This is a genomic window from Rhodococcus sp. AZ1 (assembly GCF_054979605.1).
On sequence record NZ_JBUEQF010000001.1, the window covers coordinates 229,859 to 245,834 of the forward strand.

Below are 15,976 nucleotides of genomic sequence, written 5' to 3' on the forward strand. Positions count from 1 at the left end.
TTGACTGCTGGGAACACGGATCCCTTCGACGGTGTTCCGGACGGCGTGTTCCCGCTGTCCGCAGCACAGCGGGGTATGTGGTTCGCGCAGCAGGCTCTCGGCGACGTCCCGGTCACCATCGCCCAGTACTTCGACGTCACCGGTCCGCTCGACGTCGACGTGCTCGAGAAGGCCGCTCAGGTGGGCGCCCGCGAGTTCCAATCCGTCTATCTCGACCTCGTCGACGTCGGCGGGGTCCCGTTCCAGACCGTCGTGGACGTCGACGACGATCTCGGTCGCCGCGACTTCTCCGGTGAGCCCGATCCTCATGCCGCGGCGATGGACTGGATGCGCGCCGACTACAGCGCCCCCATCGACCTGATGAACGACCACCTGTCGGTGATGACGCTGCTGCGTATCGGCGAGGACCACCACTACCTGTACGCGCGAACCCACCACATCGCCCTCGACGGTTACGGCGCGATGGCCATGATCACGCGCATCGCCGACGTCTACACGGCGATGCTGACCGGCGACGACATCCCGCGGAGCCGGGCGATCGCCATCGCCGACGTGGTCGAGGAGGAGCGGTCGTACCGCGCGTCCGAACGGTTCGACAAGGACCGCGAGTACTGGGCCGAGCGCACCGCGGGTCTGCCCGCACCGGCGACGCTGGCCGGCCGCGAGGCGCCGGTCGCTGTGCGCTCGCGGGTGGTCGGTACCGCCCTGGACGACGATGTGATCGGCCGTCTCGACGGTGTGGTCGCCGAGTGGGAGACCGCGCAGGCACCGGTGCTCGTCGCCGCGTTCGCCGCGTACCTCGCCGGGATGACCGACGCCGACGAGGTGGTGCTGTCGCTGCCGGTGTCCGCGCGCACCACCGCGGCGCTGCGCAACTCCGGCGGCATGGTCTCCAACGTGGTCCCGCTGCGCCTGCAGCTGCCGCCGACGCTCACCCTCGCCGAGTTGGTGCGCAGCGCCCAGCTCGAACTCACCGGCGCATTGCGTCGTCAGCGGTACCGGCACGAGGACATTCGCCGCGACTCCGGTGGCGGCACCGGCGACCGCGGGCTGTTCGGCCCGGCGGTGAACATCATGATGTTCCACCCCGTGGTGCGCATGGGTGAGGCGTCGGCGTACAACCACATCCTGACCACCGGTCCCGTGGAGGACCTGGCGCTCAACATCTACGCCGGGGCCAAGGACTCGGCCATCAACGTCGATTTCGAGGCCAACCCCAACCTGTACGGCGCCGAGGAACTGCAGCGTCACCACGACCGGTTCATGGCGTTCCTCGATGCCTTCGTCTCGGCCTCGCCCGACACCGCCGTCGTCGACATCGCCCTCGCCGATCCCGACGAGATCACCCGCATCACCGACGAGTTCAACGCCACCGAGCGCGACCTCCAGGCACCGGCCACGGTGATCGAGGCGTTCGCCGCGCGGGTCGCCGCGACCCCGGACGCCGTGGCCCTCGAGTTCGAGGGCAGCACGCTGACCTACGCCCAGTTCGGTCGGCGGGTCCGCGCCCTGGCCGCCCACCTGACCTCCCTGGGGGTCGGTCCCGAGGTGCGGGTGGGCATCGGGCTGCGTCGCTCGGTGGAGATGATGGTGGGCATCTATGCGGTGCTCGAGGCCGGTGGGGCGTACGTTCCGCTCGACCACGATCATCCCGCAGCCCGCACCGCGCACGTGCTCGCCAGTGCCCAGCCCCTGTGCGTGCTCACCACGACCGCGGACCCCTTCCCGATCCCCGACGGGACGGCCACCACGGTCGTCACCATCGACACCGTCGACCCGGGCCCCGACACCGTCGACCCGGGCCCAGATGACCACGAGGTGGGCCCCGTCACGGCCGTGCGTCCGGACAACACCGCGTACGTGATCTACACATCGGGCTCCACCGGTCGCCCCAAGGGCGTCGCGGTCGCCCACTCGGCCGTCGTCAACCAGGTGTTCTGGGTGGCCGATCGGTACGGGTTCGGCTCCACGGACGTGGTGTTGCAGAAGACGCCGATCACCTTCGACGTCTCGGTATGGGAGCTCTTCGCGCCCGCCTTCGGCTCCACCCTCGTGCTCGCCGCCCCGGACGGACACCGCGACCCCACCTACCTGGCCGAGCTCATCGAGCGGACCTGCGTCACCGCCACCTCGTTCGTCCCGTCGATGCTGGCAGTCTTCGTCGACACCGTCTTCGGCGAGAGTGGCTCGCGCGCATCGGATCCGGTGGCCGCGGCGCCGGGACCGTCGCGGTGCTCGACGCTGCGTGCGGTGCTGGTGGCCGGTGAGGCGTTCTCCCCCCGATTGGTGGCGCGGTGGGCCGCGGTGGCCCGGCCGGACGTACTGCACAACCTCTACGGGCCCACCGAGTTCACGGTGCACGCCACCGCCGCCGCGGTCACCGACGTCCCGCGCGTGTCGGTGCCCATCGGGGCGCCCGTGGCGAATGCACGCGCCTATGTTCTCGATCGCGCCCTGCGGCCCCGGCCGATTGGCGCGGCCGGCGAGCTCTACCTCGCCGGTGCCCAGCTGGCGCGCGAGTACACCGGCCGCGCCGACCTGACGGCCGAACGCTTCGTGGCCAACCCGTACTCGACCACCGGCGAGCGGATGTACCGCACGGGCGATCTGGTGCGCTGGACCGCCGACGGGCAGCTGGACTACCTGGGCCGCACCGACTTCCAGGTCAAGATCCGCGGTCAGCGCATCGAGCTGGGGGAGATCGAGGCGGTTCTGCTCGCCGACGAGTCGGTGCGCGAAGCCGTGGTGACCACCGTCGAGAGCGACCTCGGCCCGCGCCTGGTGGCGTACGTGGTGGGCGCGCGCGGTCGAACCCCGTCGGAGGACGCGTTGCGCGAGGTGGCCGAGTCCACCCTCGCCGCATACATGGTTCCCGACGCCGTGATCGTGCTCGACCGGATGCCGCTGAACTCGAGCGGCAAGGTCGACCGTGCGGCGCTGCCCGCGCCCGTCTTCACGTCGAGCGCATCGTCCTACCGTGCACCGGCGACGGAGATGGAACGACGCATCGCCGATCTGTTCGCCGATGTCCTCGGGTCCGCGGTGAGCGACCCGATCGGCGCCGACGACTCGTTCTTCGCGCTCGGTGGCGACTCGATCATGTCCATCCAGCTCGTGGCGCGAGCGAAGGCGCTCGGTCTGGCCATCACCGCGCGCGAGGTGTTCGAGGCGAAGACGGTCTCGCGCCTGGCCCAGCTGGTGCTCACCGCCGCCGCCGCCGACGATCTGGCGGAGTTGCCGGGCGGCGGTGTCGGGCCGTTGCCGCTGCCGCCGGTGGTGGAGTCGATGGTGCGCGACGACGCCCTCACTGCGTCGTTCGCCCAGGCCATCGTGGTGGACCTGCCTCCCTCGATCGCACGCGAGGGCGTCGACCACGACCGTGTGATCGCCACCCTGGCAGCAGTGATCGACCATCACGACGCGCTGCGCTCGGTGCTCGGACGAGGCCCCGACGGGCAGGTGAGCCTGCGGACGGCCGAGCCGGGGTCGGTGGATCCCGGTGCGCTCTTCTCCTCGGCGGTGGTCGACGCCGACCCGGGAACCGCCGCGTATGCCGATGCTGTTCGGACGATCTCGACCGCTGCCCTCACCCGGCTGGATCCCTTCGCCGGAGTGAACGCGGCCTTCGTGCGGCTGGAGGGGCCGCGCCGCGACACCCTGCTGATCGTGCTCCACCACCTCGTCGTGGACGGGGTGTCCTGGCGCATCCTGCTGCCGGACCTCGCCGCTGCCTGGGCGTCGATCTCCGCGGGTGCCGCCCCCGCCCTGTCGCCGGTGGGCACGTCGTATCGGCGGTGGGCGCACGCGCTCGCGGACCTGCGCGCCGCACACGGCGCCGACTACGCCCGGCACTGGCTCGCGGTGCTGCCCGAGCACGCGCCCGCACCGTTGGCCGCACGTGCGCTGGACCCGTCGACGGACACAGTGGGATCGCTGGTCTCGACCACCGTCACCGTTCCCGCCGATGTCACCGCCGCGCTGCTGACATCGGTGCCCACCGCGTACCGCGGCGGCGTCGACGCCGTACTGCTGGCCGGGCTGTCGCTGGCGATCGCGCACTGGCGTCGTGAGCGCGCGATGCCCCCCGCGCCCACCCTCGTCGAGCTCGAGGGGCACGGACGCGAGGAGTCGGCGGTGCCGGGTGCCGACCTCGCTCGCACCGTCGGCTGGTTCACCACCATGTATCCGGTGCTGCTCGATGCGCCGATCGGCGATCTCGATTCGGCTCTGCGCGGCGGCCCCGAGGCGGGAGCTGCGATCAAGGCGGCCAAGGAACTGCTGGTGGCGGTTCGCGGCGGCGAGTTCAGCTTCGGCGGGCTGACGTACGGTGTGGCGCGCGAGCAGATCCAGGCGCAGCGCCCGCTGCCGGAGCCGGAGATCGTGCTGAACTACCTCGGCCGGGTGGGCACGGGCGACATCCCGGATGCGGTGCGCGCGGGCGGCTGGTTCCCCCCGGTCGAACATGCAGTCCTGCAGGGTCTTCGAGGCGATGACGTACCCGTCGCGCGGGCCCTCGAGATCACCGCGATGGTGGTCGACGGTGAGGGTGGGCCGGTGCTCACCGCAACCTTCGACTCTCCGCCGGGCATCTTCGCGCGCGCCCTGGACGGCGCGAGCACGGACGGGCCCGACACCGCCGTCGACTCCCTCGCTCACCTGTGGGCGTCGGCGCTCGCCGGGTTCGCCGCGCACATCGGCGCCGGGCAGGCAGGGGGTCTGACACCGTCCGACGTTGCGCTGGTGACGGTGTCGCAGGCCGAGATCGATCGGCTCGAAGCAGCCGCCCGTACCGATGCCGGTGCGACGGTCGAGGACATATGGCCGCTCGCGCCGCTGCAGTCGGGTCTGCTGTTCCACTCCGCGCTGGCCGGCGACGGAATCGACGTCTACGCCTCGCAGGTGGTGTTCGAGCTCGAAGGTCGCGTCGATCCGGCCCGGCTACGGGCAGCTGCCGACGGCGTGCTCGCGCGCCACGCGAACCTGCGGGCTGCCTTCGTGATCGACCCCTCCGGCACCGCACTGCAGGTGGTGCACTCGGCCGCTGCCGCGCCGTGGGCCGAGCGCGACGTCACCGGCGACGCCGACCCGGTCGCCGCGGCCACGAGCATCGAGATCGACGACCGGTCGACGCGATTCGACATGGGCGCCGCGCCGCTGGTCCGGTTCACCCTGGTCGACCTCGGGTCGGATCGGTACTCGTTCGTGATGACCAACCACCACATCCTGCTCGACGGGTGGTCGCTCCCGGTGATCGTGCAGGAACTGCTCACCCTCTACGTCACCGGCGACCGGTCCGCACTGCCCCCCGCGCGGCCCTACCGCGACTACCTCGCGTGGTTGGCACAGCAGGACGACGTCGCCTCGATGGCGGCGTGGATCGGCGCGCTCGGCGATCTCGACGAGCCGACGCTGATCGCGCCCGGCGCCCCCGAGGACGCGGCCACGACCACGCCGGGCGAGTACTCGCTCGCCGTCGACGCCGATGTCGACCGGGACCTGCACGCCCTCGCTCGCGAGCGGGGCGTCACCGTGAACACGCTGCTGCAGGTGGCCTGGGGGCTGGTGCTCGCGCGCGTGACCGGCCGCGACGACGTGGTGTTCGGCACCACCGTCTCCGGTCGCCCGCCGCAGCTCGACGGCATCGAGACCATGGTCGGGTTGTTCATCAACACCCTTCCGGTGCGCGTGCGCATGCGCCGCGGCGACACCGTGGCCGCCCTGCTCGATCGGGTGCAGAGTGAGCAGACCGCGCTGCTCGATCACCACCACGTGGGGTTGACGCAGATCCAGCAGGAACTGGGTCTGGGTGCGCTCTTCGACACCCTGATGGTGTACGAGTCGTACCCCCTCGATCAGGAGGCGCTGACCCGCGAGGCCGACTTCGACGGCCTGCGCGTGCGGGGCGTGCGCTCCAACGACGCCACCCACTACCCGCTGTCGGTGATGGCGGTCGCCGACCCGGGGCTGCGCCTGGTGGCCAAGTTCTCGCCCGCCGCGATCGACGCCGACTCCGCTCGACGCATGCTCGACGGGTTCGCCTCCATGCTGGCCGAGTTGGCCGCCACGGCCACCGGCCGCGGACCCGATGCCCGACTGGTCGACGACCTCGAGATTCTCGACGCGGGCGAGATCGCGGCGCTGGGGAACATCGCCGGTGCGCCCGCTCTGCCGCCGAAGATTCTGAGCGATCTACTGGTGGCCGGAGCGAGCATCGACCCCGACGCCACCGCGATGGTGACCGTGGACGGCGAGATCACCTATGGGGAGCTCGAGGCCCGCGCTAACGCGCTCGCGCGCACCCTCATCGCGCACGGCGCGCGAGCGGAAACCGTGGTGGCGCTTCCGATTCCGCGATCCATCGAGTACCAGGTGGCGCTGCGCGCGGTCACCCGCACCGGGGCTGCGTTCCTGCCGATCGACACGCGCTACCCGGCGGATCGCATCGACCACATGCTCACCGACTCCGGAGCGGAGATCGCGCTGGCCGTCGCCGGTTCCGAGCGCATCGGCCCGGCCGACCTGACGTGGATCGAGTTGGCGCCCGTACTCGCCGACCCGCCGCCCAGCGCGCACGATGGCCGCCCCATCGAGGCCGACGAGATGGCTGCCTCGCCGACGGTGGAGTCCACGGCGTACATGATCTACACCTCGGGCACCACCGGACTGCCCAAGGGCATCACCGTCCCGCACCGCGGACTGGCCAACCTGGGCCGCGCCTTCACCGAGTTCGGCGGTATGGCCCCGGGCGCGCGGGTGCTCTCGTTCGTCTCACCGAGCTTCGACGCCTCGATCCTCGAGCTGCTCACCACGCTCGGGTCCGGAGCCACCATGGTGGTGGTGCCGGCCTCGATCTTCGGTGGCGACGAGTTGGCGCGGTTCATCGCCGATCACCAGGTGACCCACGCGATCATCACCCCGGCCGCACTGGCCACGGTGGACCCGGCGGGTCTGCACACCCTGCGCACCCTGATCGTGGGCGGTGAGGCCGTTCCGGCCGAGCTGGTGCAGCGGTGGTGCGGGCCCGACGCCGAGGTGCCGCGCCGGATGATCAACGGCTACGGCCCCACCGAGACCACAGTGCTCACCAACGGGATCGAACTGCTGCCCGACCGGCCGGTGACCATCGGTGGCCCGATCCACGGTGGACGCCAACTCGTTCTCGACGGGCGTCTGCGCCCGGTCCCCGTGGGGGTTCCCGGTGAGCTCTACCTCGCCGGCGAGGGTGTCGCCCGCGGGTACCACCGCCGCTCGGCGCTGACCGCCGAACGGTTCGTCGCCGATCCCGCCGGCCCGCCCGGAACGCGGATGTACCGCACCGGGGACGTGGTGCGCTGGGTCGAGGACCCCACCGGCGCGAGCACCGGCCCGGTGGTGGAGTACCTGGGCCGCAGTGACTTCCAGGTGAAGATCCGCGGATTCCGCGTCGAGCTGTCCGAGATCGACACGGTGGTGACCACCCACGCGCACGTCGAGTTCGCGGCCACGATCGGCGCCCGTATGCCCTCGGGTGCCACCGCACTGGTGACCTACGTGCTGCCCGTGCCCGGCGCCGAGCTCGACGCGGCGGACGTGCGGGCCCACGTGGCCGAGGTGCTGCCCGCGCACATGGTGCCGGCCGCGGTGATGGTGCTCGACGACATCCCCATCACCCCCGCGGGCAAGCTGGACCGCCGCGCTCTCCCCGAACCCGACTTCACGGTGCTCTCGGTCTCGGCACCGGCGCGCACCGACACCGAACGCGCCATCGCCGCCGTCTTCGCCGAGGTGCTCGGGCTCGACCAGGTGGGCGTGGAGGACTCCTTCTTCGATCTCGGCGGCAACTCGCTGGTGGCCACCCGGCTGGTCGCGCGGGTCAACGCGCTGGGCCTCGGCAGGTCCATCGGAGTGCGCGAGGTGTTCGAGAACCCGACGGTGGCCGCTGTCGCAGAGTTGGCCACCGGCACCACGGTGACCGCCGCCGAGTCCGGTGTCGAGCTGCCGCCCCTCGTGGCCGGACCGCGCCCGGAGCGGCTGCCGCTCTCGTTGGCGCAGCAGTCGATGTGGCTGCTCAATCGATTCGACCCGGCCTCCCCGGCCTACAACATCGTGCTGCCGGTGCGCCTGACGGGTGAGCTGGACACCGCCGCGCTGGGCGCGTCGATCGCCGACGTGATCACCCGTCACGAGGTGCTGCGCACCCGCTACCCCGACAGCGACGACGGCCCGTACCAGCAGATTCTGGACCCGGAGCAGGTGCTGAACTCTCCCGAGCTGGACTCCGTACCGGTGACGGTGGCCCCGGCCGACGAGGGGGCCGCGGTGGCCGCGTTCGTCACCGACGGGTTCGATGTGACCGCCGCCGCGCCCGTGCGGGTGCGGGTGTTGCGCACGGCCCCGACCGCCCACGTGCTGCTCGTGGTGGTGCACCACATTGCCGCCGACGGTGCCTCGATGCTCGCCCTGGCCCGCGACGTGATGCTCGCGTACGGCGCACGCGCCGACGGTGCGGCCCCGACGTTCGAGCCGCTGGAGCTGCAGTACGCCGACGTCGCGCTGTGGCAGCGTCGCGCCCTCGGAGATCCCACCGACGCCACCTCGCCCGCCGGTCGCCAACTCGACTTCTGGCGCACCGCGCTGGCCGGGGCGCCGGAGGTACTCGAGCTGCCCACCGACCGTCCGCGTCCGCCGCGGCGATCCTCGGCCGCCGACTTCGTCCCGATCAGGATCGGCACCGATGTCGTCGAGCGCCTCGATGCTCTGGCCCGCGCGCACCGCGGATCGATGTTCATGGTCGTGCACACCGCGCTCGCGGTGCTGCTCGCGCGGATCTCCGGCACCAGCGACATCGCGATCGGCACGCCGTTCGCCGGTCGCGGCGGCGGGCGCGTGGACGACCTGGTGGGCATGTTCGTCAACACCGTGGTGCTGCGCACCGAGGTCGATCCCGCGGCGAGCGTGGCGGACCTGTTCGACGACGTGCGCTCCGCCGATCTCGCGGCCTTCGCCAACGCCGACATCCCTTTCGAATCCGTGGTCCGCGATCTCGGGATACCCCGGTCGACCTCGCACACCCCGCTGTTCCAGGTGATGCTCGCCTTCCAGAACATCGAACCGATCACCTTCGAGCTGCCGCAGCTGACGGTGACCGTGCTCGACGAGCTGTCCTACCAGGCCAAGTTCGATCTGCAGTTCGATCTCGGGCCCGTCGCCGACGCCGATGGTGGCGCCGTGCTGGACGGTCGTCTGACCTTCTCCACCGACCTGTTCGACCGGCCCACCGCCGCACGATTCGCCGACTGGTTCGTCGCCGTCGTCGAAGCGTTGGCGTCGGACCCCGCTGCTACCGTGGGGGACATCGACATCACCGGCAACAACCGCAGCGGTGGTTCCGAGGGCGGGGTTCCCGAGGGCGCGGTTTCCGTGGGCGCAGTGTCCGAGAGCGAGCACGTCGCGGACGCCGCACTCACCGTCGCGGACCTGCCTCGCCTGCTCGCCGCCGCAGCGGCCGTGGCCCCCGATCGGGTGGCCGCAACGTTCGACGGCATCGAGGTCACCTACGGCCAGTTCGACGAACGCCTGAGCATGCTCACCGGGCCCATGACCGCTCGCGGGATGAGCCCCGACGCCATCGTCTCGGTGGCCCTGACCGGTCTGCTGCCCACCCTCATGGCGGCGCCGCCCGCGGCGGACGGCTCCGATGCGTTCGGTGCCGTTGTCGACGCGGTGATCGCCGACGCGCATGCGCTGGTCGGGGACGGCCACGCGCCCACCACGGTGATCGGCCAGTGGAACGCCGCCGTCGCCCGCGACGGCGACGCCCCGGCCGTGCGGGACGACCACACTGTGCTCACCCGCGCCGACCTCGATCGTCGCGCCACCGCGCTCGCCCACACCCTCATCGCGCACGGCGCGGGGCTGGACCGGGTGGTGGCGCTGGCCCTGCCGCGCTCGATCGACTGGGTGGTCGCGCTGCTGGCCTGTTGGAAGGCCGGGTCCGCGTACCTGCCCGTCGACCCCCAGGGTCCGCCCGAGCGCACCGCGAGCGTGCTCGAGGCCGTCGGCGCGGTCGCCGTTCTCGCGCAGCCGGGGTGGACGGGCGTGGGCTCGGGCGGGGTGGACCTGCCGGTCGTCGCCGTCCCGACCGGGACCGAGACCGCTGATCCCCTGCCCCTCGACGATCCCTGGACCGCTCCGCACGCCGGATCGGCTCTGGCGTACGTGATCACCACCTCCGGGTCCACCGGAGTGCCCAAGCCGACCCTGGTGCCGATGGCCGGTGCGGTGAACACCTACGCCTGGTACCGGGGTGCGGTCGATCTGCGCGAGGGGTCCGTGGCGGTGATCGTGGCCTCGCCTCGATTCGACCTGACGCAGAAGAACGTGTGGGCCACCCTCGCCGCCGGCGGTGTGGTGCGCGTGGTGGACGAGGGCTTCGATCCCGCACGCATCCTCGCCGCCGTCGCCGAGCACCCGGGTGCGGTGATCAACGCAGCACCGAGCGCCTTCGAGACCCTCGTCGATCTCGACGACGACGGTGTGCTGCCGGGGTTGGGCGCGGCGGTGCTCGGCGGCGAGGCGTTGCGGCCCTCGGTGTACCGCACCCTCATGGGCTCGGCCACCACGGTGCTCAACAGCTACGGCCCCACCGAGGCGTCCGACGTGACGTCGGCGTTCGTGGTGGACACCGCCGGTCCCGAGCCTCTCGACGCGGCCCGGATGCCCATCGGTACCGCCATCGACGGCGTCGAGTACCACGTACTGGACGCGCGTCTTCGGCCCGCGCCCGTCGGTGTGGTCGGGGAGTTGTACGTCGGTGGTGTCGCCGTCGGGCGCGGCTACGCCGGGCTCGGCGAGCAGACGGTGACCCGATTCGTGGCCGACCCTGCCGGCACGGGGACGCGGCTATACCGCACCGGCGACCTGGTGCGCGATCGCGGTGACGGCAACCTGCTGTTCGTCGGTCGCGCCGATCTGCAGGTCAAGATCCGCGGACTGCGAGTCGAACTCGGCGAGATCGAGGCGGCCCTGGCCGCGCACCCGAGCGTCGCCCAGGCCGTGGTCGCGGTGCAGACCCAGCGCAGCGCCGACAGCGGTGCACTGGTCGAACACCTGGTGGCCCACCTCGTTCCGGCGCCGGGCCTCGGATCCGACTCTCTCGACCCCGACTCTCTCGGCCCCGACTCTCTGGATGTGGACGCGGTGCTGACCGCGGCGCGCACGGCCCTGCCCGACTACATGGTTCCCGTGGCCGCCGCGGTTCTGCGGGAGTTGCCGCTCAACAACAGCGGCAAGCTCGACCGCAAGGCACTGCCCGAAGTCCCGGTGGGCGAGGGCAGCGGCGAGTACGTCGCGCCCGCCGGTGGAACCGAGGAGGCCGTGGCCGCGGTGTTCGCCGGGGTGCTGCCGGTCGAGCGGGTCGGTGCGCTGGATTCCTTCTTCGACCTCGGCGGCGACTCCCTGCTGGCCACCCGGGTGGTCGCCCGGCTGGCCACGCAGCTCGGGGTCGAGATCACCATGGCCGACATCTTCGCCACACCCACCGTGCGGGACCTCGCGGCGCACATCGACACCGTTGCCGCCGCGCATCCCGACCGCGCGCCGAGGCCGTCGCTGGTTCGGATCGACCGCGGCGACGGACGCCCGCTGCCGCTCTCACCCGCACAGCAGCGGATGTGGATCATCAACCGCGTCGACCCGACCTCGCTCGGCTACAACATCCCGCTCACCCTTTCCCTGACCGGCGACCTCGATGTCGACGCGCTGCGTGCGGCGCTGCGCGATGTGGTGCAGCGGCAGGAGGCGCTGCGCACCCTCTTCCCCGAGGGCCCCGACGGTCCCGAGCAGCGCATCCTCGCGATGGCCGAGGTGGACCTGCCGATCGACCTGCTCGACGTCGAATCCGATTCCAGCCCGGCGGAACTGGCGTTGAGCGTGGCCGCCCGCCCGTTCGACGTCACCACCGATCTGCCGGTGCGCGCCGCGGTGCTGCGCACCTCACCGACCGATCACCTGCTGGTGTTCGTCGCCCACCACATTGCCGCGGACGGCGCGTCGCTGGTGCCGCTGGTGAGCGACCTGGTCACCGCCTACACCGCACGCATCGCCGGTTCGCCGCCCCGGTTCGCCGATCTCGACATCACCTACGTGGACTACGCGGCGTGGCAGAACGCGCTGCTCGGCTCTGCCGACGACCCGTCCTCGCGGTGGAACGCGCAGACCGCGTACTGGGCCGGAGCCCTCGCCGGGATCCCCGAGGTGGGGCGCCTGCCCCTGGACCGTCCACGCCCGCCCATCCGCACCGGGGTGGGCGGTTCGGTGCGCCTGACGCTGGACGCCCGCACCGGGGCGGCGATCGCCGATCTCGCACGCCGACACGGACTCTCGCGGTTCATGGTGGTGCACGCCGCCGTCGCGGTGCTGCTCGCGCGCCTCGGCGGCGACGAGGACATCGTGGTGGGAACCCCCGTGGCCGGGCGCGGCGCGCCCGAACTCGAGCCGATCGTGGGCATGTTCGTCAACACGCTCGCGCTGCGCACCCCGATCCGCCCGTCCGACACCGTGGCCGAGGTCCTGCGGTCCGTGCGCGAGGCCGACCTCGCGGCGTTCGCCCACGCCGACATCCCCTTCGAGGCGCTGGTCGAGCACGTCCAACCCAGTCGCGCCACCACCCACTCGCCGCTCTTCCAGACCGTGGTGGCCTACGACGGTCAGGGTGCGCCCACCATCGCCCTACCCGGTCTGGACGTCACTCCCGGAGGCGTGGACGTCGCCGTGGCGAAGTTCGATCTGGCCTTCGAGTTCACCGAAACCGAGTTCACCGAAACCGAGTTCACCGAAACCGAGTTCACCGAAACCGCCTCCGCGGTGGGCGATCTCGCCGGCATCGACGTGTTCATCGGCTACGCCGCCGACATCTTCGACCGGTCCACGGTGGTCACCATCGGCGAGCGGCTGCGGCGGATCGTCGACGGGTTCGTCGCGACCGGCGACGGTGCGGGACCGGACCGTGCGGTCGGTGACATCGAGGTGTTGGAGCCGGCGGAGGTCTCGGCCCTGCTGCCGGTGCGCTCGGCCCCGGTGACCGACCCGTCGGCCGCCACTACCACCTATGCCGATCTGCTGGACGCCGCCGTCGCCCGCAACCCGCACGGGGTGGCGGTGTCCTCTGTCGACGGCGATGTCACCTACGCCGAACTCGACGCTCGCTCCAACCGGCTCGCCCGCGCCCTCATCGCCCGCGGTGTGGGGCCGGAAGTACGTGTCGCCGTGGCCATTCGACGGTCCTACGAGTGCGTGCTGGCCGAGTGGGCAGTCACCCGCGCGGGTGGGGCCTTCGTGCCGGTGGACCCGAACTACCCGGCCGATCGCATCGAGCACATGCTCACCGATTCCGACGCGGTGCTCGGGCTCACGGTCGCCGACCGCGCCGCCGATCTCCCGCACGTCGACGGCATCGACTGGATGATCATCGGGTCCGGGCCGAACGGCGAGGCGTCCGACCCGCCCGAGGCACGCGCGGCGTCGGGTGCGCCGGTCCGCAACGCCGAGCGCCTCGGTGCGATTCGCATGACGGGCAACGCCTACGTCATCTACACCTCCGGCACCACCGGCCTGCCCAAGGGTGTGGTGGTCACCCACACGGGTCTGGCCAACCTCGCGGCGTACATGCGCGCGGAGTACGCCACGGACCAGCGGACGAGGGTGCTGCAGTTCGCGTCGCCGAGCTTCGACGCCTCGATCCCCGAGTTCCTGATGACCTTCGGGGCGGCCGCGACCCTGGTGGTGGCCCCGCCGGACGTGGTGGGTGGAGACGAACTGCGCGAGTTCATGATCGAGCGCGCCGTCACCCACACCTTCCTCACCCCGACGGTGCTCGGGTCGATGGATCCGGCGGGGCTCGACTGCCTCACCCACCCGCTCATCGGCGGCGAGGCGGTGCCGCGCGAGGTGATCGACGCGTGGGCCCCCGGTCGCAACTTCTACAACGTCTACGGCCCCACCGAGACCACGGTGATCGTCACCTCCTCGCTCACCCGCCCGGGCGACCCCATCACCATCGGTGGTCCCCTGCACGGGATGTCGGCTCTGGTTCTCGATCACCGGCTGCGCCCGGTGCCCGTCGGGGTGCCCGGTGATCTGTACATCATGGGACCGGGTCTGACCCGCGGATACCACGATCGCCGCGGGCTGACGGCGTCGCGGTTCGTGGCCGACCCGTCGGGGTCGGGGCAGCGGATGTACCGCACCGGGGACGTCGTGCGCTGGGTCGAGCGCGACGGCGTTCTGCAGGCCGCGTACGAGGGACGGTCGGACTCGCAGGTCAAGATCCGCGGACTGCGGATCGAGCTCGGCGAGATCGACTCGGTGCTCGGCTCCCACGAGGATGTCGGGTTCGCCGCGACCCTGGGCCGCACCGGCCCGTCCGGCGACACCCTGCTGGTCGGCTACGTCACCGCCGCCCCCGGGCGCACGGTCGACGTCGACGCGCTGCTCGAGCACGCCCGGTCCTTCCTGACCGCGTACATGGTGCCGTCGGCGATCGTGGTGATCGACGAGGTGCCCATGACACCGGTGGGCAAGCTCGACACTCGCGCGCTGCCCGAGCCCGACCTCGGCGGCGGTCAGCGCACGGTCCGGGCCACCAGCAACGACATCGAGGCGACGGTGGCGTCGGTGTTCGGTGAGGTTCTGGGAACCGACGAGGTGTCCGCGGACGACTCCTTCTTCGACATCGGCGGCAACTCCCTCGGTGCCACCCGGGTGATGTCGCGGCTCAACGCCGCGCTGGGGACGTCCGTGGCGGTGCGCGAGATCTTCGAGCACCCGACCGTGAGCGCCCTGGCTCGGCGCTTCGCCGACGCCGGCGGTTCCGCGCCCCGTCCGCCGCTGGTGGCCGGACCGCGTCCCGAGCGCATCCCGCTCTCGCTCGCCCAGCAGCGCATGTGGTTCGTCAACCGGCTCGACCCGGAGTCGGCCGTCTACAACATCCCCCTCGGGCTGCGCCTGACCGGCGCGCTCGACGTCGCGGCCCTGCGTGCCGCGCTCACCGACGTCCTCGTCCGTCACGAGTCGCTACGCACCCGCTACCCCGATTCGGTGGCCGGGCCGTACCAGGTGATCGAGTCCGCCGAGGACGTCCCGGTGAATCTCGCGGTGGTCGAGGCCGCCGACGAGGCGGATCTGACCTCTCGGATACTCACCGAGGCGACGGCGCCCTTCGACGTCACCGTCGCCCCGCCGATCCGGTTGACGCTGCTGCGTCTGGCGGGCACCGACGAGTACGTGCTGTTGCTGGTTGTGCACCACATCTGCGCAGACGGCTCGTCCATGGCTCCGCTGGCGACGGACCTGGTTCAGGCCTACGCGTCGAGGGTGGCCGGGTCGCCCCCGGGCTGGGAGCCGCTGCCGGTGCAGTACGCCGACTTCGCGATCTGGCAGCGCGGGGTCCTCGGGGTGGAGGAGGACGGCGAATCGGTCAGCGCCGCACAGGCCCGGTACTGGCGCACCCAGCTCGCCGGGCTGCCGGAGTTGCTCGAGTTCCCCGTCGACCGTCCGCGCCCGGCGGTGCGATCGCTCGAAGGCGGGTCCGTGGAGTTCACGCTCGACGCCGACACGCAGTCGGCGCTGAACGCCCTCGCCCGCCGCAGCGACGCCACCCTCTTCATGGTGATGCACGCCGCGTTCGCGGTGCTGCTGGCTCGGCTGAGCGGCACCGACGACATTGCCGTCGGCACCCCCACGGCCGGGCGCGGCGAGCAGGCGCTCGACGGTCTCGTCGGGATGTTCGTCAACACCCTCGCCCTGCGCACCCGTGTCGACGCCGACGCCCCGTTCACCGACGTGCTGGCCGCCGCCCGCGAGAGCGACCTCGAGGCCTTCGGGCACGCGGACCTGCCGTTCGAGCGGGTGGTCGAGATCCTGGCCCCGGTGCGGTCGAAGTCGTTCTCGCCGTTGGTGCAGGTGATGCTCACCTTCCAGAACATCGAGTACCCCACGA

1 protein-coding gene (only partly in view) is annotated in these 15,976 nt (G+C 71.7%); it reads left to right on the forward strand.

Translation table 11 applies throughout. The features are described from left to right. On the forward strand, positions 1-15,976 hold the 5' end (the start) of the coding sequence (locus ACY48E_RS01190; RefSeq protein WP_462870217.1) for a non-ribosomal peptide synthase/polyketide synthase. The gene runs 18,500 nt beyond the window's last position; 15,976 of the gene's 34,476 nt are visible here — the first part of the coding sequence; its start codon is at positions 1-3; its stop codon lies beyond the right edge, outside the window.